Origin of the sequence: Streptosporangium sp. OZ121 (assembly GCF_051918885.1) — a bacterium.
GTDB lineage: Bacteria > Actinomycetota > Actinomycetes > Streptosporangiales > Streptosporangiaceae > Streptosporangium.
The window spans coordinates 110270-132974 of the sequence record NZ_JBPXMC010000002.1; the positions used below are offsets into that span (position 1 = coordinate 110270).

Consider the following 22705-nt stretch of genomic DNA (forward strand, 5'->3'; position numbering starts at 1 on the left):
ACGTATGGCGCGATGAGCGTTCGGTCAATGTCGTAGGGCCCAAACAACGAACATTGCTCGCCCTTCTCGTGCTGCAGGCGAATCAGATCGTCCCCCACGACCGATTACTGACGGCCCTGTGGGGAGGAGCCATTCCGGCGACCGGCCGGCGACTGCTCCACAATCACCTGTGGTCCGTACGGCGCCTGCTCGACGACGCGAACGCCCTGGTGGGCACGCCCACCGGATACTCCCTGCGGCTGTTGCCGGGCGGCTCCGACCTAGATGTCTTTCTCACCGAGACAACGGCGGGACGCTCCGCCATGGTCGAAGGTGAACCCGCGAAAGCCTCTGATCACTTCCGTACGGCGCTGGCGCTCTGGCGCGGCCCCGCACTCGACGGCACCCAACCCGAATTTCAGGCCGCGGAAGGAGGCGCACTCGAAGAATTACGCATCGCCGCGGTCTTCAACCGTATCGAGGCGGATCTCATCCTGAAGCGGCACGCGGAGTTGATCGGCGAACTACGTCTGCTGGTAGCTGAGCATCCCCTGCACGAGGGCTTCCGGGGTCAGTTGATGCGGGCGTTTCACCGAATCGGCCGCACGGCGGAGGCACTGGAGGAATTCAGGATCGCCAGGCAGCACTTCCGCGAGGAACTCGGACTGGATCCGGGCGAGGAACTCGCCCGGATCCACCGGTCGATTCTGGCGGGTGGACCGACCGCTGAAACCACCTCGGAAGGGCCCATCCCCTCCTCTCCGGTATCTCCCTCTCCCGCTGCACCGCCCACGACGGCCGTGCCCAGGCAACTGCCGGCCGACATCGCTCGCTTCACCGGTCGTGAGGAGAGTCTGCGACGTCTGGACCTCCTGCTCTCCGCAGATCGGAACGGTGCGTCAGCCGTGGTGATCACCGCCATCACCGGCACTCCCGGGATCGGGAAGACCGCGCTCGCCACGCGGTGGGGACACCGTGTGGCGAACCGGTTTCCCGACGGGCAGCTGTACGTGAACCTCCACGGCTACTCCCAGGGAGAGCCGGTCACGGGTACGCAGGCGCTGCATCAGCTCCTGAGGGGGCTCGGGGTCGCCACGGACCAGATTCCCCACGAGGCCGACGAGCGGGCGTCGATGTACCGATCGCTTCTGGCGGACAGACGAATGCTCGTGGTGCTCGACAACGCGGCCAAGCCGGAACAGATACGTCCGTTACTCCCCGGCTCGTCGCTGTGCAAGGTCATCATCACCAGCCGGGACTCTCTGCGGGGACTTACGGCGACGCACGATGTCGACACCCTCACCCTCGACCTGCTCTCATCCGATGAGGCGAAGGCACTGCTCGTCGCCGTCCTGGGGAAGGACCGGATCAACGACCAGGCCGACGCCGTACTCGAACTCGCTCACCTCTGCGGATATCTCCCGCTCGCACTGCGGCTGGCCGCAGCGCATCTGGTGGGCCAGCCCACGCTGCCCATCGCCGACTTCACGGCCAGGCTTCTCCGGGAGAACCGGCTGACGGCGCTGGACATCGAGGAGGACCCGCACATAGGCGTCCGGGCCGCTTTCACGATGTCCTACAGAGGCCTGCCCGAACCCGCCCGGCGGACCTTCAGGTTGCTGGGCATCCACCCCGGCCCCGACATCGGCGTCGATGAGGTCATCGCCCTGACCGGCTCGTCCATCGGAGCCGTGAACGCCGCTCTCAACACGCTCATCGGCGCGCACCTCGTCCAGCACGGCACCGACGGGCGTTTCGTCGTCCATGACCTGGTGAGCCTGTTCGCCCGCGAGCAAGGCGAGGCCGAAGACGCAGAGGCGACTCGGCACGGCGCGCTGATCCGGCTGTTCGACTGGTATCTGCACACCGCCAGAGCCGCCATGAACCAGGTGCATGCCGACCACAGCGAGATCAAGCTCGTCTCGGAACCCCCCTCGCGCGGCATTCCAGCCTTTGACGATTATGGTTCCGCCACCACATGGCTGGACATTGAATATCCGGCACTGATTTCCGCTGTCAACTACGCGGCGGGTCACGGATGGCCGGGTTACGCGTGGCAGATCGCATACACGCTGGACTACTTCTTCTACCTCAGGGATAGAACCGATGATTGGTTGACAGTTTTTCAGACCGCCTTGTCTGCCGTCCGCGAGGTCGGCGACCAGCATGGGGAAGGACGGATACTGAATGCCCTGGGTGCGGCGAACATGTTTGCCGGGAAAATAGATGAATGTCTTGAGTATCAACGGCAGGCACTGGACCTCAGCCGGACGATCGGGGACCGGAAGGGCGAGGGCTATGCCTTGGGCCGGATCGGATACAGCCTGCTCTGGACCGGTGGCTTCCGTCAGGCCAGGGAGAGCTGTCTGGAGGCGATCGGGTTGTTCCAGCGGCTTGACGATGAGCAGGGCGAGGTGACGGCGATGTTCACTCTGGGAATCGCCCATCTCCGGTTGGGCCGCCCACTGGAGGCGCTTCGCTGTCTCGAACGCTGTCTGGCCTTCGACCGCAAGACAGAAAACCAAAACGACGAGGCTTACACGCTGGCGATTCTGGGGGAAGTTCACGAAATCCTGAACGATCTGGAGACGGCTCTGGAATTCCAACAACAATCGATTCTGCTGAACAGAGCAGTGGGAAACCGGCGATTTGAAGCAAACGCCATGAGCAACATCGGCAGGATACGCAGACAACAAGGGCAATATAGCGAGGCCATAAAACAGCACAGACAGGCTCTTATTCAGATAAGGGAGGTGGGAGACCAGTATGCCGAGTGCGATATCTTGATGAATCTCGGAACAGCCCTCCTGGGAATTGGAGAAAAACAGTCAGCGCTGGAGAATCAACATGCCGCTCTGGATATAGCCATCACCGTTAAAGATCGGTATCGGCAAGGTCTGGCTCGCGACCATCTCGCCCATGCGCTACACGCACTCGGCAGCACCGAAAAGGCCACTACCCAGTGGAAAACAGCTTTCGACATTCTCTCTCCCATGGGAGTCCCGGAAGCCAGAGAGATCGCCCGGCGGATGCGTGAGACGTCGGCTTTCGCAACACGATCACCAGGGTGATCGCAGGTCAACGAGGGCCCGGGAAGAAAGGCTTCAGGGACTTCATCAGGACGTCCGCATGATCCGCGTCCTGTTCAGACCGTGAGCAACAGCACCGTCACCGTGGCGATCACGCCCACCGCGACCAGCGCCGTCCCCGCCAGGACGAACGTGAGCATCGGCACCCGCGCTCCCATCTGGCGGCACCACTCGAACCACAACAGGGTGGGGAGGGAAGCCCACGAGGTGTTCGCCGAGGCCAGGCCGTACCGGCTCAGGGTGGGCACCACCAGGAACAGGCCGACGACGAAGACGAGCAGCCGCCGGGGGAACAGCGCGAGGGTGAGCTTCGAGCGGTCGCACCAGGCGAAGGCGGCGACCATCAGGGCCGCTCCGCCCAGAGCGGCGAACCGGATCGGCGGCTCCAGCAGGATCGCCGCGACGAACAGCGCGCACGCCGAGGTCCCCCGGACGGCTTTTCCTCTCAGGTGGCGGCGCGGGCCGTCAGGTCGGCCCAGATGCCGTCCATCCGGGCCTCCAGCTCCTCCAGGGTCCCCTCGTTCGGGACGACGATGTCGGCGATCTCCAGCCGCTCCTCGCGGGTCGCCTGGGCGGCGAGCCTGGCCCTGGCGTCCTGCTCGCTCATGCCGCGCAGCTCGATCAGCCGGGCGAGGCGCACCTCGTCGGCGGCGTCGACGACGATCACCACCTCGTACATGGGGGCGAGCTTGTTCTCCGCCAGCAGCGGCACGTCATAGATCACGATGCTGCCGGGAGGCGCCTGCTCCTGCAGCTCGCCGACCCTCGCACCGACGAGGGGGTGGACGATGGCGTTGAGGGAGGCGAGTTTCTCGGAGTCGGCGAAGACGATCGAGCCGAGTTTCTCCCGGTCGAGCGAACCGTCCTCGCGCAGGACCCCCGTGCCGAAGACCCCGGTCACGCGCGCCAACCCGGGGGTTCCCGGCTCGACCACCTCTCTGGCGATCTTGTCGGCGTCGATGACCACGGCGCCGCGGGCGCCCAGCCGACGGGAGACCTCGCTCTTGCCCGACCCTATGCCACCGGTAAGCCCCACCTTCAACATGATCCGCAGCATACGCCGTACGGGCCGCGCTCCGGAGCGGTCGCCGCCGGGCGCGCTCGGCGCCGCCCTCCCGCAGGCCGGCGAGAATCGCCCCCGCGGCGCCGGAGACGACGCCTGCCGCCCCTCGGGCCGCGGCCCTCACTCGGGCACCGAACGACGTGCGGGAACGCGCCTGGGGCTGCTACAGCTCCCTGCGCAGGTGCACCAGCGTCAGGTGGTCGCTCATCGGCTCCCTGCGGGTCTCGCGGTAGCCGTGGCGGCGGTAGAGGCGCAGGTTGCCCTCCGACAGGTGGCCGGTGAACAGGTCGAAGGCGAGTGCCGTGGCGGCCTCGTCGTGCAGGGCCGCCAGCAGGGCTCCGCCGATGCCCTCGCCCTGCCGGTCGGGGGCGACCACCAGGCGGCCGACCAGGCAGGTCGTGCCGGACATCCGGCCGCGGACCGCCCCCACGATCCTCGCCCCGTCGCGGGCGACGAGCACGATGGCCGTCTCGACGGCCTTTCTGACCTGGGCGGCCGACTCCACGAGCGGCGGGATGAACGGGTCGCCGTAGAGCTGGGCCTCGCCCACGTAGGCGGCGCGCTGCACGGTCAGGATCTCGCCCGCGTCCCCGGGCTCCGCCACCTCGATCACGATCACGGCGTCACCCTAGCGGCCGGGCGGGCGGCCGGGTGCGGAGCGGTCCCACCGGGAGCCGTCTCAGGTGTCCCGCGGATTCCATCCCGGGAGCCGTCCCAGAGATCTCACGGATTCCATCCCGAGAGCCGTCCCAGAGGTCCCGCGGATTCCATCCCGGGAACCGTCCCAGAGATCTCACGGACTCCATGGATGCCAGGCCCGGAGTCCACGGAGGTCCGGAAAGAGCGCCCCGGGAACCCCCGGAAACCCCCGAGAACGCGGAAAGGGCCCCGCCGGAGCGGGGCCCTTCCGTCGATCTTCTACCGCGTTGTCAGCTCGGCGCCGTCGGCACCGTCAGTTCTGGCCGCCCGCGAGCTTCTCGCGCAGAGCCGCGAGAGCCTCGTCGGAGGCCAGCGCGCCCGCCGCCGGAGCGGAGGAGCCACTGCTGCTGGAGGCGCCGGTGGAACCCGAGGACGGGGTCTCGCCGGAGTAGGACGTGGGGGCGGCCTCGCCCGCCTCGGCCTCGGCCTTGCGGGCCTCCTCGACCTGCTTCTTGTGAGCCTCGAAGCGGGTCTGAGCCTCGGCGTACTGCCGCTCCCACTCCTCGCGCTGCTTGTCGAAGCCTTCGAGCCACTCGCCGGTCTCGGAGTCGAAACCCTCGGGGTAGATGTAGTTGCCCGAGTCGTCGTAGGTCGCCGCCATGCCGTACAGCGTGGGGTCGAACTCGACGTCGGCGCCGATCGCACCCTCGTTCGCCTGCTTGAGCGACAGCGAGATCCGGCGGCGCTCGAGGTCGATGTCGATGATCTTCACGAAGATCTCGTCGCCGACCTGAACGACCTGCTCGGGGATCTCGACGTGGCGCTCGGCCAGCTCGGAGATGTGGACCAGGCCCTCGATGCCCTCCTCGACGCGGACGAACGCACCGAACGGCACCAGCTTGGTGACGCGGCCCGGGACGACCTGACCGATCTGGTGGGTGCGGGCGAACTGCTGCCAGGGGTCTTCCTGCGTCGCCTTGAGCGACAGGGAGACGCGCTCGCGCTCCATGTCGACGTCGAGCACCTCGACGGTGACCTCCTGGCCGACCTCGACGACCTCGGAGGGGTGGTCGATGTGCTTCCAGGAGAGCTCGGAGACGTGGACCAGACCGTCGACGCCGCCGAGGTCGACGAACGCACCGAAGTTGACGATCGAGGAGACGACGCCCTTGCGGACCTGACCCTTCTGCAGGGTGTTGAGGAACGTCTGGCGAACCTCGGACTGGGTCTGCTCGAGCCAGGCGCGGCGGGACAGAACCACGTTGTTGCGGTTCTTGTCGAGCTCGATGATCTTCGCTTCGAGCTCGCGGCCCACGTACGGCTGGAGGTCGCGGACGCGCCGCATCTCGACCAGGGACGCCGGCAGGAAGCCGCGCAGGCCGATGTCGAGGATGAGTCCACCCTTGACGACCTCGATGACCGTGCCGGTGACGATGCCGTCCTCGTCCTTGATCTTCTCGATCGTGCCCCAGGCCCGCTCGTACTGAGCGCGCTTCTTGGACAGGATCAGGCGGCCTTCCTTGTCCTCCTTCTGGAGGACGAGGGCCTCGACGTGCTCGCCAACCTCGACGACATCCGCCGGGTCGACATCGTGCTTGATCGAGAGCTCGCGCGAGGGGATGACACCCTCGGTCTTGTAGCCGATGTCGAGCAAAACTTCGTCTCGATCGACCTTGACGACGGTGCCCTCGACGATGTCGCCGTCGTTGAAGTACTTGATGGTCAGGTCGATCGCTGCGAGGAACTCTTCCTCAGAGCCGATGTCGTTGACCGCTACCTGCGGGGTGCTCGAGGTGGCCTCAGTGCTGCTCGTCATGTGTGGAGTTGCTCCGAACGCGGACAGATGTCGATGTGGCGAACGCGCGGCAGGCCTCTTACCGTCAGCCGAAGAATTCATCGGCGTGATCGAGCGCGAGCCCACTCCGTCCGAGACGCGCGCGAGCCCACAACGCAGCGATCAGCATATGAGACCAGACGGGTATGGTCAATCCAACGACTCTACGCGCCCGCGTGCCGAAAGGATAACGATCTCGCTCAATAAGCGTTGATCTTCTGCTCCCGGTCCGCCCTGATATTACCGCGAAGCCCGCGAGGGATGGAGATCCGATCGGGGTCGCCGTCAGCCGTATAGCGCTCACGGGGATGCTTGTCCAGCCATCCGAGCCAGTACTCGGAGCACCACTTGCGGCACTCCCCCTTCCTGCCGTTGCTCTGGATCCGCTGGATCGCGCGCCAGTCGTAGTCCTTGACGAACGGCGAGACCGACGGTTCGGCACCGGCCAGGAAGACGCCCTTGAACCGGTACGACACTCCGTGCCATTTTCCCGTCTGCACGGTAGATCTTTTGCGGGGCATCGCGCCGAACGGCAGCGCCATCGTCTCGGAGGGGGGAACGCCGAGTCCTTTCAGCAGCCGCTCGATCCTGGCCACCTGCTCGACGACCTTCTTCTTGGACAGGCGCGGCAGGTGGGGGTGGCCCCAGGTGTGGTTGGCCACCTCGAAGCCCCGCGAGGCCAGCCACCGCACGGCCCGCTCCTGGTCCTTGCGCTCGCGCAGGCCGAACGGGTCCCGGTTGACCCAGAAGGTGGCGACGGGCCGGAATCCGGGATGCTTCACCGCCACCTGGTAGATGATGCCGACCGCGGTGTCCTTGGCCGGGGCCCCGTTCGCGTCGAGGGCGAAGTGGCTGGGGTGGCCGTCGTCGAAGGTCAGCACGACAGGGTGCCTGCCCGCCGGGATGTCCATCCTCCCGGTGGCGAACTCCCGCGCGGTGACCGGCACGTAGCCACCCCTGGCGAGCCGCTCCAGCTCCTTGCGCAGCTGGGCGGGGGTGCGGTCGATGGAGGCCAGCCTCTTGCGGGTGATCCGGTGGTACATCAGGATCGGGACCGCTCCGGCCTCGTTGGCCTTCACCTGCCGGGCGAACTCCTCCGACGCCGTGATCGGCGGCGGCAGCTCGGCCGAGGGCAGGTCGGGTGCCGGCGAGGGGGGTGCGGAGGGCGGTGAGGACGCCGGGCCGCTCGCCGCCGTGCCCGGCCGGGCGCCGGGTGGCGCGGAGGCCGGCGGGAGCACCAGGAGCACCACCACCGCCACCACGACGACCAGCACGTTGGCCAGTAAAATGACCTTCGTCAGGGGGATTGGACTCCGCACAGAACTCCCGTGCCCGTCGAGCTTCTCGGCTTGGATCACCAGCCTAGAACAGACTCGGACAGGCCCGGCCAATCAGCGAAGTCCGGCATCCCGCGACCGGTCTCCGCCTCCAGAAGGCGCCCTGGGAAGCACCTCGCGGGAGCGACCGTCCCCTCCCCGGGAGACCCTCCGAGAAACGCCTCGCGGGGGCGATCGTCCCCGGGAGGCGCTCCGGTGAGCACACCTCGCGGGAGCGACCGCCGACTCTCCTGGGAGACGATCTCCGGGGAGCGCCTCCCGAGAGGGGTCAGTGCCCGGCGTCCTCCCAGGTGCGGCCGACGCCCACCGAGACGGCCAGCGGGACGCGCAGGGAGTACGCGGCGTTCATCCGGTCGGTGACCAGCTCCCGCAGGGTCTCCAGCTCGCCGGGCGCCACCTCGAACACGAGCTCGTCGTGGACCTGCAGCAGCATCCGGGAGCCGAGCGACGCCTCCTTCAGCGCGCTCTGCACGTTGAGCATGGCGACCTTGATGATGTCGGCCGCGGACCCCTGGATGGGCGCGTTGAGCGCCATCCGCTCGGCGATCTCGCGGCGCTGGCGGTTGTCGCTGTTGAGGTCGGGCAGGTAGCGGCGGCGGCCGAGGATGGTCTCGGTGTAGCCGTCGTTCCTGGCCTGCGCGACGATCGCGTTGAGGAAGTCGCGGACGCCGCCGAACTCCTCGAAGTACTCCTCCTTGAGCGCCCGCGCCTCGGAGACCGCGATGTTGAGCTGCTCCGACAGCCCGAAGTCGGACAGTCCGTAGGCGAGGCCGTAGTTCATCGCCTTGATCTTGGCCCGCATCTCCCCGGTGACCTTCTGCGGCTCGACGTCGAAGACCCTGGCCGCGGTGGCCATGTGGAAGTCGTGCCCGGACTCGAAGGAGGCGATGAGCGCCTCGTCCCCCGACAGGTGGGCCATGACGCGCAGCTCGATCTGGCTGTAGTCGGCGGTCAGCAGGGTCTCGAAGCCCTTGCCCACCACGAAGCCCTGCCGGATGCGGCGGCCCTCGGCGGTGCGGATCGGGATGTTCTGCAGGTTGGGCTTCTCCGAGCTGAGCCGCCCGGTGACCGCCACGATCTGGTTGAACGTGGTGTGGATGCGGCCGTCGTCGGCGATCTCCTTGATCAGGCCCTCGACCGTGACCTTCAGCTTGGCCTGGTCGCGGTGGCGCAACATGATCGTCGGCAGCTCGTGCTCGGTCTGGGCGGCGAGCCAGGCCAGCGCGGAGGCGTCGGTGGTGTAGCCCGTCTTGGTCTTCTTCGTCTTGGGCAGGTTGAGCTTGACGAACAGGATCTCCTGGAGCTGCTTGGGCGAGCCCAGGTTGAACTGCTCGCCGCCCACGGAGGCGTGCGCCGCCTCGACGGCCTGCTTGACGGCGGCGCCGAACTCGGCCTCCAGGGCTCCGAGATGCTCCCGGTCGGCGGCGATGCCGGCCCGCTCCAGCTCGGCCAGCACGGTGACGAGCGGCAGCTCCACGTCGCGCATGAGGTGGGTGCCGCCCAGCGGCTCCAGGAACGCCTCCAGCGCGTCGGCGAGCTCGCCGACCGCCAGCGCCCGCAGGGCGAGGTCGCGGGCGCCGTCGTCGTCCTGGTCGTCGAAGAGGCTGGCCTGGCCGCCGTTGTCGGCCTCGCTGCGCAGCTCGCGCCGCAGGTAGACCCGCACGAGGTCCTCCAGCGGGAACGAGCGCTGCCCCGGCATCGCCAGGTAGGCGGCGAGCGCGGTGTCGCAGGTGAGGCCGCGCAGCTCCATGCCCTGCGCCCACAGCGCGAGCATCGGGCCCTTGGCGTCGTGCACGGCCTTGGGCTTCGAGGCGTCGGCCAGCCACTCGCGCAGGGCCGCCTCGTCGGCCTCGGTGAGCGTGGTCGGGTCGATGAACGCGGCGCCCGGCCCGCCCTTCGCCGCCCGGCCCGCCTCCGGGCCGGCGCCCGCTCCGGCCGCCGCGACGGCGATGCTGTCGACGCGGCCGGTGCCGCTGCCGTACGCGCCCTTGAAGGCGAGGCCCGCGCGGCCCTCGGGCAGCGCGCGCAGCCAGGGACCCACCTCGTCGGGGCCCAGGGTGACGGCCTCGACCTCGAAGCCCTCCTCCGCCTCCGCCTCGGCCGAGCCGATCGTCTTGAACAGCCGGTCGCGGATCTCACCGCGGAACTCCAGCGTGTCGAGGATCTTGTTGATCTCCTCGCGGTCGGCGGCGCCGATCTGCAGGGCGGCGACCTCACGCTCCAGCGGCACGTCGCGGATCAGCTGGGTCAGCCGCCGGTTCATCAGCACCTGGTCGAGGTGGTCGCGGAGCTTGTCGCCGACCTTGCCCTTGACCTCGTCGACCCGGTTGACCAGCTCCTCCAGCGAGCCGAACTCGCGGATCCACTTGGCGGCGGTCTTCTCGCCCACGCCGGGGATGTTCTTCAGGTTGTCGCTGGAGTCGCCGCGGATGGCCGCGAAGTCGGGATACTGGGCCGGGGTGAGCTCGTACTTCTCCAGCACGGCCTCGGGGGTGAACCGGGTCATGTTGCTGATGCCGACCCGGGTCATCAGCACGGTGACCCGCTCGTCGACGAGCTGCAGCGCGTCGCGGTCGCCGGTGACGACCAGCACGTTCATGTCCTGCTCGGCTGCGCGGGTGGCGAGGGTGGCGATCAGGTCGTCGGCCTCGTATCCGGCCAGCGACAGGTGCGGCACGCGCAACGCGTCGAGCACCTCGTGGATCAGGCTCATCTGGCTGCGGAAACTGTCGGGGCTCGCGCTCCGGTTCGCCTTGTAGTCGGCGTACTCCTCGTGGCGGAACGTCGGCTCCGAGCGGTCGAAGCAGACCGCCACGTGGGTCGGCCGCTCGTCGCGGAGCACGTTGACCAGCATCGAGGTGAACCCGTAGACCGCGTTGGTCGTCTGCCCCGTGCTGGTGGAGAAATTCTCCTCCGGCAGGGCATAGAACGCCCGATAGGCCAGTGAATGCCCATCCAGCAGCAGGAGACACGGACGAGTGGGGGTCGCTTCGCTCTTCGGCACACCGAAAGCCTAGTCTCCTGGTGCGACAGAAAACCTGGCCCCGTACGACAGGAGACGCCCCCTTGACCGTGACAGACCGCGAAGAAACCGCCCGGCGCATCGAAGAGGCGCTCGGCGCGTCGCACAGGAACACCCTGGTGGACCGGATGGGCATCGAGATCACCGAGGCCACCGCCGAACGGGTGGTCGGCACGATGCCGGTCGAGGGCAACATCCAGCCGTACGGCCTGCTGCACGGCGGCGCCTCGTGCGTGCTGGCGGAGACCCTGGGCTCGACGGGCGCGGCGATCCACGCGGGTCCCGGGCGGATCGCCATGGGCGTCGAGATCAACGCCACCCACCACCGCTCGGCCACGTCCGGGCTGGTCACCGGGGTGGCCACCCGGATCCACGGCGGCCGTACGCTCGCCACCTACGACATCGAGATCGTCGACGAGCGGGGCCGCCGGGTGTGCACCTCGCGTCTGACGTGCATGCTGCGCGACGCCTGACGGCCCCTGATCACGTCGGCCGATCGTCTGATCACATCTCGTCCTCGATCATATTCGGACCGCCTTTTTGCCCACCTGGAGCAACGAGTCCGCTACGGTGGGTGACGGCGATGCCCGTGGGGAGGCCGAGTAGAAAACGTACGGGGTCGGGGAAGCTCCGTATGGCGCCAAAGGCCTCCCCCGGGCTCGCCACGTTCGGCGCCACCTCGACGACGCCCGCGAGACCCGCGGGCCGGCCGGGATCCGTTCCCGCCCCTCACCGTTCCCACCGGCCTTTCCGCGGCCCGTCCCCATGCGAAACCCTCGCGGCACACGGACCCTCGCGACATGCGGACCCCGGCACACGGACCCTCGCGGCACAACACGTACCCCGGCACGTGTACGGCCCGCGCCGGGCGGGCGCGGGCCGTGACGGCGAAACTCAGATGTCGGTGTGCGTCGGGTCGAGCACGCGGCGCAGGAAGGCCTTGGTGCGCTCGTGCCGCGGAGCGCTGATCACCTGCTCCGCGGTGCCGTCCTCCACGATCACGCCGCCGTCCATGAACACGACCCGGTCGGCCACGTCGCGGGCGAACGCCATCTCGTGGGTGACCACGAGCATGGTCATCCCCTCCTCGGCGAGCTTGCGCATGACGGTGAGCACGTCTCCGACGAGTTCGGGGTCGAGCGCCGAGGTGGGCTCGTCGAAGAGCATCAGCGCCGGGCTCATGGCCAGTGCCCTGGCGATGGCCACGCGCTGCTGCTGCCCGCCGGAGAGCTGGGCGGGGAAGGCGTCACACTTCTCCCCGATGCCGACCTTGTCCAGGTTCTCCCTGGCGATCCGCTCGGCCTCCGCCTTGCCCCGCTTCAGCACCCGGCGCTGCGAGATCATCACGTTCTGCAGGACGGTCATGTGCGGGAACAGGTTGAACTGCTGGAAGACCATCCCGACGCCGCGGCGGGCGGCGTCGATGTCGACGTCGCGGTGGGTCAGCTCCACGCCGTTGACGACGACCTTGCCCGACGTGGGCTGCTCCAGCAGGTTCACGCAGCGCAGCAGCGTGGACTTGCCCGACCCCGAGGGACCGATGACGCAGACCACCTGGCCGGGGTCGACGGCGAAGTCGATGCCCCGCAGGACCTCGTTCTTCCCGAAGTACTTGTGCAGGTCACGGATCTCGACCGCGTGGGTCGCCGGGGTCGCCGGAGTCTCTGAAGTCGTCGGAGTCACTGTCACCGTCCCCTCGCCTGTCGCCGTTCCAGCCGGGACGCGAGGTAACCCAGCGGGATGGTGACCAGTAGATACGTCACACCTACGACCAGGATGGGCGTGGCGTTGGCATAGGTCGAGGCCATGTCGTTGCCGAACTTGGTGAGCTCGACGTAGTCGCCGGAGACGCCGAGGAACAGCACCAGCGAGGAGTCCTTGAGAAGGGACACGAACTGGTTGGTCGTCGGCGGGATGACGATGCGCACGGCCTGCGGGATGACGATGGTGACCATGGCCCGCGAGTACGACATGCCCAGCGAGCGCGCCGCCTCCATCTGCCCCTTGGGCACCGCCTGGAGCCCGGCGCGGAGCGTCTCGGCCATGTAGGCCGAGCCGACGATCGTCAGGCCCAGGATGCCCTGGCCGTACGTGCCGCCGGGCACCTCGAAGCCGGTGATGGCCAGCGGCAGGAACAGGATGAGCAGGAAGATCAGCAGGGCGGGCAGGCCACGGAAGATCTCGATGTAGGCGACCGCGATCCACCGGTAGGGCCGCACCGACGACAGCCGCATCAGCGCGAACAGCAGGCCGAGCAGGAAGGCGAAGACGAAACCGCCGACCGAGTAGATGATCGTGTTCTTCAGCGCGATCGTGAACAGGTCGGGAAGCGTCTGTTCGGCGACGTCGAGCTTGGTGAAGTTCTCCCCGAGCTTGCCCCACTCGATGCGCAGGACGAGGAAGACGACCACGGCCACCAGCACGGCGTACTGGACGCCCCTGCTGATCTGCTGCCTCTTGCGGGGACTGAGCCCGCTCCCGCCGGGGGCGCCCCCGGCGGGAGTGGGCTCGGTCGTCGTTGGCTGGTCGGTCATCGATTAACCGAGCTCCCCGGGCTTCTTACCGAACCACTTGACGAAGATCTGCTCGTAGGTGCCGTCGGACTTGGCCTCGGCGATCGAGTCGTTGATCGCCTTGAGCAGGATCGGGTCGGAGCCCTTCTTCAGGCCGATGCCGTACTGCTCGCCGGTGTCGAGGCTGGCGACCAGCTCGAACTTGTCGGCGATCTCGGGCTTCTTCAGCCAGGTCAGGACGACCGGGAGGTCCTGGACGATCACGTCGGCCTGGCCGGACTGCAGGCCCAGCAGTTCCTTGGAGGAGTCGGCGAACTCCTTCGGGTCGAGGCCCTTCTCCTTGACGTAGTCGAGGCCCGTGGTGGAGGCCTGGGCGCCGAGCTTGAGGCCCTTCGCCTTCACCTCGTCGAGGGTCTTGACGCCAAGGCCCTTCTTGGCCAGCAGAGCCTGCGTGGCGTCGAAGTAGGGCTCGGAGAAGTCGATGTTGGCCTTGCGCTCCTCGGTGATCGTCATGCCGGCGGCGGCGACGTCACACTTGTTGGTGGCCATCGCCGCGCCGCTCTTGATGACGGCGAAGTCGATGTCGACGATCTCCTGCGTCAGACCGAGCTTCTTGGCGGCCAGGTCGACGATGTCGACGTCGAAGCCGACGACCTTGTCGCCCTCCTTGAACTGGAAGGGCTCGTACGGAAGGTTGGTGCAGGTGGTCAGCTTGCCGGGGGTGACGAGCTTGGGGCCCTCCGCGGCCGCGGGGGCGCTTGCCGAGGCACCATCGCTCGGGCTGGCGGAGGTGGCCTCGCCGCCACCGCCGCAGGCCGAAAGGCCGAGCGCACCGGCGACGACCATGGCGCCCACCGCCATCGCACGACGGGAAACAAAACTCAGGCCCACGAAGGCCTCCTTACGGTCAATGTCGCTTCTTGTATGGATACCTCAGTGCAGGTCATGCTTCATCACCTGCATAATCATGCAGATCACCAGTACGACACAATTCGGACAACAACCGCGTCCGGAGTTTTCTGTTCAATACCCTGCCGCCACGCGGATCCGGGCGCCGGCACTTGCCGGATCGACGACCCCCGTCGGGGGGAGCCGTTGAACTTCAGGATCTACCTCGGTTACGTTGCCGGATGTGCGTGACCCCCTGATCCTGCTCACCGGTGCCGCCCTCGCCGCCGCCCTCCTGTCCGGCTGCGCCGGGGCGGAGCCGGACCCTCCCGCCTCTCCCCCGGTCACGCCCACCCCGACCTACGAGCTCCCGCCGCGTCCGGTACGGCCGGGCGAGAACCCCGTCAGGTCCGCGCCGGTCACCGACGGCGACACCCGGTTCCAGGTGATCGGCCTGCAGAAGGGCCTGAGCGGCTTCTTCGGCAGCCACGCCGAGTGGCAGGCCAAGGGGCAGTACGTGGTCGTGCGGATCCTGGTGGAGAACCCCGGCCGCACCAACGCCCGTTTCGACGCCAAGCGCCAGAGACTCGTCGCCTCCGACGGCACCACGTACGCGATCGACAAGTTCGCGCAGGCCATCAAGCGGCAGCCCGACGAGCTCCCGCTCGGCGCCCAGGTCAGGGTCGAGCTGGACCTCTGGTACGACATCCCCAAGGAGGCGAAGGTCTCCGCGATCCGGCTGTTCGGCGACCCGCCCCTCGGCGTGACCGGCGGCACCGAAGGCGTGCGGGTGCCGCTGCCCTGAGCCGCCTTCACCCCGGGTGCCGCCCGGGGCCGCTCCTGGACCTGTGACGCCGTCCCGGCGGGAGATCCCCGTACCGGCGTGGACGGGCCCGCCGCGCGAGCGCGCGACGGGCCCGTCACCTGCCGTCGGGCCGGTGAAGGCCCCGTGGGAGCCCCACGGAGGCGGGAGATCACCGGGTCAGGGCAGCTCTTCCGGTTTCGTGAAGTCCTGCTTCTCCTGCGGGGTGGCGGCGGGAGGCGGGACCGCCGGAGCGGGCGCGGCCTGCGCCGCCTCCGCCTCCAGGTCGAGCTCCGCGCCGCCGCCCAGGTAGGCGGCCTGCACGGCGGGGTCGTTGAGCAGCTCGTCCGCGGGCGCGCTCTTGACCACCTTCCCGGTCTCCAGGACGTAGGCGCGGTGGGCCAGCTTGAGCGCCTGCTGGGCGTTCTGCTCCACCAGCAGCACCGTGGTGCCGCGGCGGTTGATCTCCTCGATGATCTCGAAGATCTGCTGCACCAGCAGCGGCGCCAGGCCCATCGACGGCTCGTCGAGCAGCAGCACCTTGGGCTTGGCCATCAGCGCGCGGCCGATGGCGAGCATCTGCTGCTCGCCGCCGGACATCGTGCCGCCCATCTGGGTCCTGCGCTCCGCCAGGCGGGGGAACAGCTCGTAGACCTCGGCCAGGTCGGCGCTGAAGTCACCCGAGCGGGTGTACGCCCCCATGAGCAGGTTGTCGTGCACCGTCATGCCGGGGAACACGCCCCGGCCCTCGGGCGCCTGCCCCAGGCCCGCGAGGACCCGCTTGTGGCCGGGCATCTTGCTGATGTCCTTGCCGTCGAAGGTGATGCTCCCCGACGACAGGCCGCGCAGGCCCGAGATGGTCTTCAGGGTCGTGGTCTTGCCCGCCCCGTTCGCCCCGATGAGCGTGACGATCTCGCCCTCGTTCACCTCGACCGAGATGCCCTTGAGCGCCTCGATCTTGCCGTAGTGGACACGGATGTCCTTGACCTCAAGAAGCATCGGCGGGAGCTCCCAAATACGCCTCGACGACCCGGGGGTCGGTCCGCACCTCGTCCGGCAGGCCATCGGCGATCTTCTGGCCGAAGTCCAGCACCGCGATGCGGTCACTGATGCCCATGATGAGGCTCATGTCGTGCTCGATGATCAGAATCGTCCGGCCCGCGTCGCGGATGTCCCGGATCAGCTGCTGCAGCGCCACCTTCTCCGCCGGGTTCATACCGGCGGCGGGCTCGTCCAGCAGCAGCAGCTTCGGGTCGGTCGCCAGCGCGCGGGCGATCTCCAGGCGGCGCTGGTCACCGTAGGGCAGGTTCTTGGCGTGCTCGTTGGCGCGGTGCGAGATGCCGACGAAGTCGAGCAGCTCCATCGCGAGCTTTCGCCCGTCCTTCTCGGCCCGGCGGTGCCAGGGAAGCCCCAGCGCCACGCTGACCATGCCCGATTTGTGGTGCGCGTCCGCGCCCACCATGACGTTCTCGATGGCCGTCATGTTGTGGAACAGCCGGATGTTCTGGAACGTGCGGGCGATGCCCCGCTTGGTGATCTTGAAGCGCTTGACGCCGCTGATCTTCTCGTCCAGGAAGCGGACCTCACCCTCGGTCGGCTGGTAGACGCCGGTCACCACGTTGAAGACCGTGGTCTTTCCGGCGCCGTTCGGGCCGATGAGGGCGAAGATCTCTCCCTCGTTGATGGTCAGGTTGACCTCGCGCAGGGCCGTGACACCGCCGAACCGCATGACGAGGTTCTTCAGTTCCAGCATGACGCGGCCGCCGCGCTCCGCCTGGACCGCCTTGGGGTTCGTACCGGCCGGATTCACCTCGGCCGGGTTCACTTCGGCGCTCACTTGGAAGCCACCTCCTCACCATGCGACTCGGGCCCGGGAACCTCGGCTCCGAGCGTACCCATCCCGCCTGACCCCTCTTTCAGCTCCGCCTTGCGTTGGCGCGATGGCAGCAGACCCTCCGGACGGAAGATCATCAGCGCCACGAGCACCGCGCCGAAGATCAGCATGCGGTACTCCTGCAGGCCGCGGAACCGCTCGGGCAGCCACGCGACCACGAAGGCGCCCAGCATGACACCCGGCAGGTTGCCCGCGCCGCCCATGACCACCGCGGCCAGGATCGTCGCCGACAGCAGGAACTGGAAGTCGTTCGGGTTGATCGAGATGGCCTTCGCCGCCCACAGCACGCCCATCGCGCCACCGATGGAGGCGCCGATGGCGAAGGCGAGCATCTTGAAGCGGAACGTCGGCACGCCCATGACCTCGGCCGCGTCCTCGTCCTCGCGGATCGCCGCCCAGGCTCGCCCGACCCGGCTCTTCTCCCAGCGCTTCACCAGGATGATCACGATGACGGCCAGTGCGACCAGCAGGTAGTAGTAGGGTCGCGGATCCAGCACGCCGTACTTGAACGGATCGACCCCGAACACGTTGGGGATGCTGATCCCGAACAGGTGCAGGTCCTCGTAGCTCGGCGGGTGCGGGATGCCGCGGATGCCGTTCGGGCCGCCGATCTCGTCGGTGTTGCGGGCGGTGATGCGAATGATCTCACCGAAGCCCAGCGTGACGATCGCCAGATAGTCACCGCGCAACCGCAGCGTCGGAGCGCCCAGCGTGATGCCCGACAGGGCGCAGATCCCGATGCCGACCAGCAGGATGAGCCAGAAGTTCCAGCCCAGCCGGGTGCCGATCAGCGCCATCGCGTAGCCGCCGACCGCGTAGAACGCGACGAAGCCCAGGTCGAGCAGGCCCGCCTGGCCGACCACCACGTTCAGGCCGATCGCCAGGACCACGTACGTCCCGATCGGGAAGAACAGGATGCTCGCCCAGTCGGTGTAGGGCGACATGAAGGGGGCGAGGCTCTCCGACGGCAACAGCAGCGCCGCGACGATCAGGACCACATAGAGGATCCAGCGCTGCCAGCCGGGAGTGTCCTGCCAGCGATCGTGCATGACGTCGCCGAAGCGGCCGAGGCCGTTGCGGAAGCCTGCCAGGGGATTCTTCTGGTTCATGCGCGCGCCTGCTGGAGTGATTCACCGAGGATGCCGGTGGGGCGGAACATCAGGACCAAGACGAGGATGGTGAAGGAGATCACGTGCTTCCAGTCGGAGCCGAAGAAGATGGCCCCGTAGTTCTCCACCAGCCCGAGCGTGATTCCGCCGACCAGGGCGCCGCGCAGGTTACCGATGCCACCCAGGACCGCCGCGGTGAACGCCTTGATACCGAAGAGGAATCCGATGTAGTAGTTCGTGTTCTCGTACGAGATCAGGTAGAGCGCCCCCGCCACACCGGCCATGCTGCCGCCGATGAGGAAGGTCATACGGACGATCCTGTTGATGTCGACGCCCATCAGGACGGCCGCCTCGGGGTTCTGCGCGGTGGCGCGGATACCCCGGCCGATCTTCGTCCGGTTCACCAGGGCGTCCAGCGCGATCATCATGCCGATCGCGGCGACGATGACGAAGATCTGGTCGACCCGGACCGAATGGCCGAAGATCGAGAAAAGCTCGGTCCGCTCCATGATGCGGGGCAGACCCATCTGGATCCTGCCCTGCTCGGGACGGTCGAAGACGTTCGGGATCACCAGGAGCGCGAACAGCTCCTGCAGGAAGATCGAAGCGCCGATCGCCGAGATCAGCGCCGCCAGCCGGGACGCGCCGCGCTGGCGCAGCGGCCGGTAGGCGATTCGCTCCAGCGCCACCGCGGTGCCCGCCGAGGCGAGCATGCCGGCCAGGATCATCGCCACGATGAGGCCGACCAGCGCGATGCCCGTGAGGGGCGAGTTGATGCCGAACACGAACGGTACGAACATCGCACCGAAGGTGCCGATCATGAAAACTTCGGAATGCGCAAAGTTGATCAGCCGCAGCACGCCGTACACCATGGTGTAACCGAGCGCGATCAGGGCGTAGATCGAGCCGAAGGCCAGGCCGTCGATCGTCGCCGGCCAGAACTGATTGATGAAGTCATTGAGCACTAGGGATTACCACTTCTAGCGGGGGTCGCCTGCACGTCCGGGTAGCACACCGCCTCCAGCAGAACCTCGTGGACTCTCTGGAAGTACGCGAGAAGCGGGAACGCATTCGCGGCGTTCCCGCTCCCCGCGCGTCGACTACCTAATCTCCTTCAGCGCCGGACTAACCCAGCTTGGCCTCTGTGGCCTTGCCCAGGAGGCCGATCGCGCCATCCTTGACCTGGTAGATGTAGATGTCCTTCGCCGAGACCTCACCGTTGGCCTCGAACTTGACCTGCTTCGAGACACCCGCGAGGTCCACCGTGGCGATGAACTCGTTGATCTTGTCGGGGGTGACGTTGCCCGCCTTGATGGCGTCGACGAAGACCGTCGCGGCGTCGTAGCCCTCGGCCGCGTAGATGGCCGGGTCGGCGCTGTAGGCGGCCTTGTAGGCGTCGGCGAAGGCCTTCACCTTGGCGTCGGTGACGTCCGGGGTGGCGATGTAGCAGGGGCAGCCGACCAGGGCGCCCTCGGCGTTCTCGGCACCGGCGCCGTCGATCAGGCCCTTGTCCAGCGAACCGTCGCCGGACAGGAACTTCGCGGTCACGCCCTTGTCGCGGAGCTGCTTGAGCAGGTTGCCGCCCGCGGCGTAGTAACCGCCGAAGAAGATCGCTTCGGGCTTGGCCGCCGCGACCTTGTTCACCACGGAGGAGAAGTCGCTCTCGGCCGGGTCGAGCGAGTCGGTCTCCGGCGTCACGCCCTTGGCCTCGAGCGCGGCCTTGACCGCGTCGGACAGCGGCTTGCCGTACTCGGACTTGTCGTCGATGACGAAGACCTTCTTCGCGCCGACGCCGGTCGCGATGAAGTCACCGATGCCGGGGCCCTGGATGCTGTCGCTGGGCAGCACGCGGTGCCAGTACTTCCAGCCGTTCGTCGCCAGCGCGGCGTTGGTGGCGGAGGCCGAGATGCTCGGCAGCTTCGCCTCCTCCAGCACCGGCGCCACCTGGGCGGACTCACCGGAGAAAGCGGGGCCGATCATACCGACGATCTTGTCGGTCTTGATGGCCTGCTGGGCCAGGGCGACCGCCTTGGACGGGTCCGCCTGGCTGTCGTATTCGACAAGCTCGATCTTCACAGCCGGGTTGGTCTTGTTGTACTCGTCGATGACGAGCTTCGCACCGTTCCGGGGGGGAATGACGATGCCGGCGTTGGCACCGGTCAGGTCACCCATGAAGCCAAGCTTGACGGTGCTGGGGGCGGCAGCACTGGAGCCACCCTCAGCAGCCGGCGTGGCCTCCGTGCCACCGCTGCTGCAGGCAGCGAGACCGAGGGTGAGCGCCACACCGGCGGCAAGCACTCCACCGAGGCGTGCAGTCTTAGGCCGCAAGGTTGCCTTCCTTTCGCCCGGTCCCTCGTCGAGACCGAGTTCACAGATGCCCTTCCCTGGCGGGTGGCCAGGGGTTGTGTCGGTTAGTACAACTAGCGGATGTCACGGGTCGATACAGGACGGCCCACCGTTGCCGCTTCGTTATAACACCGATCCTTTTCGGCTATCAGATGCAAAAGCCGTGGTCACTGGCAACCTTAGGGTCTCCACGGGGATCGCTCCGACCGCCCGGAGGTCCGCGCCGCACCCTCTGGAACGCGCTCTGCGGACGCCTGGCGGGCGTGACCCCCCAAAGGGGACGAAAGACCCCGATCAGGCCTCCGGGGTCTCCACCTCGGGCTCCGCCCCGTCCGCCACCACGATCTGCGCCACCTGCCGCATGCTCAGCCGGCGGTCCATCGAGGCCTTCTGGATCCACCGGAACGCCTGTGGCTCGCTCCACCCGTGCCGCTCCATCAGCAGGCCCTTGGCCCGCTCCACCAGCTTGCGCGTCTCCAGCCGCTCCGAGAGCGTCCCGACCTCCCGCTCCAGCGCGGCGATCTCCTCGTGCCTGCTGACCGCCATCTCGATCGCCGGGACCAGGTCCGACTTCGTGAACGGCTTCACCAGGTACGCCATCGCGCCGGCGTCCCTCGCCCGCTCGACCAGATCGCGCTGCGAGAAGGCCGTGAGGATGAGACACGGCGCGATCCGCTGCGACACGATCTGCTCGGCCGCCGAGATCCCGTCCAGGATGGGCATCTTCACGTCCAGGATCACCAGATCCGGCCGCTGCTCCATCGCCAGCTTGACCGCGGACTCCCCGTCCCCGGCCTCCGCGACGACCGCATACCCCTCCTCCTCCAGCATCTCCTTGAGGTCGAGGCGGATCAGTGCCTCGTCTTCCGCGATCACCACTCGCCGCTGCGTACTCACGAGCAAGAGAGTACCGACGTCCGCTAGATTGGGACCACGCCGGTGCCCGAGAGTGATCTACTTCTAGGTAAGCTCTTAGCTGGCGCGCAAGATCCGGACAAATAACGAAAAATGCCCCGATAGACCAATCGGCAGAGTCGATGGACTCAAAATCCATTCAGTGTGGGTTCGAATCCCACTCGGGGCACCACCGTCCGATTCGGCCGATCCGGAACCGGCTGGTCCGGACATCTCCCGCACGGCACGTGGCGGCCGGAAAACCGTCGCCGGCGCCCGGCACGGTGGCCCCCTCCCCGCACTCCCGCGAAACCGTCGACCGCGCTCTCCGTCCCTCGACGATCACTGCTCGGCGCTCACCGCTCGGCGCCCTGCCCCCGGCCTCATTGGCCGACGGGTGGCCGGACCCTGCGGTGCCCCCGCGGAAGCGGTCCGGGAACGGCGCACCGGCGACGCCTGACACCGGCCACGAATGCCGGATCCGCGAGCGGAGTAGGTTGCTCGGAAGTGGCATGAAGTGGTGTGACGGAAGGTGGCGGCGTGGGAACTGCGGGGGACGGCCGGACGGAGCGGGGCGATCTCGGTGTCGGGCGGGTGTGCCTTCCCGAGCGGGTGAGGCTGAGCGGGCACGGGGTGGTGCTGCGCGAATGGGAGGACGACGACCTGGCGGCCATGGTGGAGCTGTTCGACGACCCCGAGGTGGCCTACTGGACGCCGCTGGCCTCGCCGTTCGACCCGGAGGCGGCGCGGGCCTACCTGGATCGGGCCCGGCGGCGGCGGGCGGCCGGGGAGCGGGTGCAGCTGGCGATCACCGTGGACGGAGGCGAGCCGGCGGGCGAGGTGTTGCTGATGCTGAGCGGGCTGGGCCTGGACGTCGCGGAGATCGGTTACGGCCTGGGGGCCGCCTACCGGGGGCGGGGGCTGGCGTCGGGGGCGGTGCGGGTGATGACGGAGTTCGCCCGCAAGACGGTGGGGGTGTCCCGGCTGCTGCTGGAGATCGAGGCCGGTAACGCGGCGAGCGTGGCGGTGGCCCGCGCGGCGGGATACCGCCTGACGGACGCGCCGCCCGTCCCCTCCGAGGAGAAGGGCCGGTCGCTGGTGTTGCGGACGTGGGAGTACGAGGAGACCGATCCTCGCGGGTGACGACGCGTGCGTGACGGCGCGGGAGACAGCCGCCCCGCGGGTAATCGGGTTGTGTTGTTGATCTCGACTCAGTCAGACAGATATGTATGAATGTCATTAATCCTGAGGAAAGGTAAGCGGTTTAGGAGAGACCTGACGCGTTTCCCGTCCGCG

General features: G+C 67.8%; 19 protein-coding genes and 1 tRNA gene. 5 read left to right on the top strand and 15 right to left on the bottom strand.

The window, feature by feature from the left end:
- The first annotated feature begins 53 nt into the window (after positions 1–53).
- Complete coding sequence (locus ACTOQ1_RS05535; protein WP_440064930.1) at positions 54–3050, top strand: BTAD domain-containing putative transcriptional regulator; 2997 nt, start codon at positions 54–56, stop codon at positions 3048–3050.
- Positions 3051–3124: 74 nt separating this feature from the next.
- Here ACTOQ1_RS05535 and ACTOQ1_RS05540 read toward each other — a convergent pair whose 3' ends face one another.
- The 6 genes from ACTOQ1_RS05540 to polA form a co-directional block, all read right to left on the bottom strand.
- Positions 3125–3412, bottom strand: coding sequence for a hypothetical protein (locus ACTOQ1_RS05540; protein ID WP_440064932.1), 288 nt, complete (start codon positions 3410–3412; stop codon positions 3125–3127).
- A gap of 101 nt (positions 3413–3513) precedes the next feature.
- Complete coding sequence (gene coaE / locus ACTOQ1_RS05545) at positions 3514–4113, bottom strand: dephospho-CoA kinase (protein ID WP_440064934.1); 600 nt, start codon at positions 4111–4113, stop codon at positions 3514–3516.
- A gap of 181 nt (positions 4114–4294) precedes the next feature.
- A complete protein-coding gene (locus tag ACTOQ1_RS05550) occupies positions 4295–4750 on the bottom strand; it encodes a GNAT family N-acetyltransferase (RefSeq protein ID WP_440064935.1) in 456 nt (151 codons plus the stop codon).
- 333 nt (positions 4751–5083) lie between these two features.
- Positions 5084–6586, bottom strand: a complete 1503-nt coding sequence (rpsA, locus tag ACTOQ1_RS05555; RefSeq protein WP_344750198.1) for a 30S ribosomal protein S1 — start codon at positions 6584–6586, stop codon at positions 5084–5086.
- A 218-nt stretch (positions 6587–6804) separates the two neighbouring features.
- Positions 6805–7923, bottom strand: a complete 1119-nt coding sequence (locus ACTOQ1_RS05560; RefSeq protein WP_440064937.1) for a polysaccharide deacetylase family protein — start codon at positions 7921–7923, stop codon at positions 6805–6807.
- 286 nt (positions 7924–8209) lie between these two features.
- Positions 8210–10945 carry a DNA polymerase I gene (polA, locus tag ACTOQ1_RS05565; protein ID WP_440064938.1) on the bottom strand — a complete coding sequence of 912 codons (2736 nt, stop codon included), beginning with the start codon at positions 10943–10945 and terminating at the stop codon, positions 8210–8212.
- Positions 10946–11091: 146 nt separating this feature from the next.
- Between polA and ACTOQ1_RS05570 the strand changes: the two genes are divergently transcribed.
- Positions 11092–11436 (top strand): PaaI family thioesterase, encoded by a 345-nt coding sequence (locus ACTOQ1_RS05570; protein WP_440065451.1) that lies wholly within the window; start codon positions 11092–11094, stop codon positions 11434–11436.
- Between the two features lie 421 nt (positions 11437–11857).
- Here ACTOQ1_RS05570 and ACTOQ1_RS05575 read toward each other — a convergent pair whose 3' ends face one another.
- From ACTOQ1_RS05575 to ACTOQ1_RS05585, 3 genes are read right to left on the bottom strand one after another with little or no spacing between them, the layout of a single operon-like run.
- The gene (locus tag ACTOQ1_RS05575; RefSeq protein ID WP_440064940.1) at positions 11858–12646 is read right to left on the bottom strand and encodes an amino acid ABC transporter ATP-binding protein; all 789 of its coding nucleotides are present in this window, start codon (positions 12644–12646) and stop codon (positions 11858–11860) included.
- A gap of 2 nt (positions 12647–12648) precedes the next feature.
- Positions 12649–13497 (bottom strand): amino acid ABC transporter permease, encoded by an 849-nt coding sequence (locus ACTOQ1_RS05580; RefSeq protein ID WP_440064941.1) that lies wholly within the window; start codon positions 13495–13497, stop codon positions 12649–12651.
- A gap of 3 nt (positions 13498–13500) precedes the next feature.
- Positions 13501–14367, bottom strand: coding sequence for an ABC transporter substrate-binding protein (locus ACTOQ1_RS05585; RefSeq protein WP_440064942.1), 867 nt, complete (start codon positions 14365–14367; stop codon positions 13501–13503).
- A gap of 241 nt (positions 14368–14608) precedes the next feature.
- Here ACTOQ1_RS05585 and ACTOQ1_RS05590 point away from each other — a divergent pair, with 241 nt between their 5' ends.
- Positions 14609–15169 carry a DUF4352 domain-containing protein gene (locus ACTOQ1_RS05590; protein ID WP_440064943.1) on the top strand — a complete coding sequence of 187 codons (561 nt, stop codon included), beginning with the start codon at positions 14609–14611 and terminating at the stop codon, positions 15167–15169.
- Positions 15170–15346: 177 nt separating this feature from the next.
- Here the strand turns inward: ACTOQ1_RS05590 and ACTOQ1_RS05595 are convergent, their stop codons facing one another.
- The 6 genes from ACTOQ1_RS05595 to ACTOQ1_RS05620 form a co-directional block, all read right to left on the bottom strand.
- Entirely contained in the window at positions 15347–16165 is an 819-nt protein-coding gene (locus ACTOQ1_RS05595; RefSeq protein ID WP_440064944.1) for an ABC transporter ATP-binding protein, read from the bottom strand.
- A complete protein-coding gene (locus tag ACTOQ1_RS05600; protein WP_440064946.1) occupies positions 16155–17003 on the bottom strand; it encodes an ABC transporter ATP-binding protein in 849 nt (282 codons plus the stop codon). Before ACTOQ1_RS05600 ends, ACTOQ1_RS05595 begins: the two co-directional genes overlap by 11 nt.
- A complete protein-coding gene (locus ACTOQ1_RS05605) occupies positions 17000–18169 on the bottom strand; it encodes a branched-chain amino acid ABC transporter permease (RefSeq protein WP_440064947.1) in 1170 nt (389 codons plus the stop codon). Before ACTOQ1_RS05605 ends, ACTOQ1_RS05600 begins: the two co-directional genes overlap by 4 nt.
- Positions 18166–19134 carry a branched-chain amino acid ABC transporter permease gene (locus ACTOQ1_RS05610; protein ID WP_440064949.1) on the bottom strand — a complete coding sequence of 323 codons (969 nt, stop codon included), beginning with the start codon at positions 19132–19134 and terminating at the stop codon, positions 18166–18168. The genes ACTOQ1_RS05605 and ACTOQ1_RS05610 overlap by 4 nt, the downstream gene beginning before the upstream one ends.
- A gap of 160 nt (positions 19135–19294) precedes the next feature.
- Positions 19295–20467, bottom strand: a complete 1173-nt coding sequence (locus ACTOQ1_RS05615; RefSeq protein WP_440065452.1) for a branched-chain amino acid ABC transporter substrate-binding protein — start codon at positions 20465–20467, stop codon at positions 19295–19297.
- A gap of 342 nt (positions 20468–20809) precedes the next feature.
- Positions 20810–21412 carry an ANTAR domain-containing response regulator gene (locus ACTOQ1_RS05620; RefSeq protein WP_440064950.1) on the bottom strand — a complete coding sequence of 201 codons (603 nt, stop codon included), beginning with the start codon at positions 21410–21412 and terminating at the stop codon, positions 20810–20812.
- 113 nt (positions 21413–21525) lie between these two features.
- On the opposite strand from ACTOQ1_RS05620, the gene ACTOQ1_RS05625 reads away from it, so the two are divergent.
- A tRNA-Leu gene (locus tag ACTOQ1_RS05625) sits at positions 21526–21602 on the top strand.
- A 347-nt stretch (positions 21603–21949) separates the two neighbouring features.
- Positions 21950–22552, top strand: coding sequence for a GNAT family N-acetyltransferase (locus tag ACTOQ1_RS05630; RefSeq protein ID WP_440064952.1), 603 nt, complete (start codon positions 21950–21952; stop codon positions 22550–22552).
- Positions 22553–22705 lie beyond the last annotated feature (153 nt).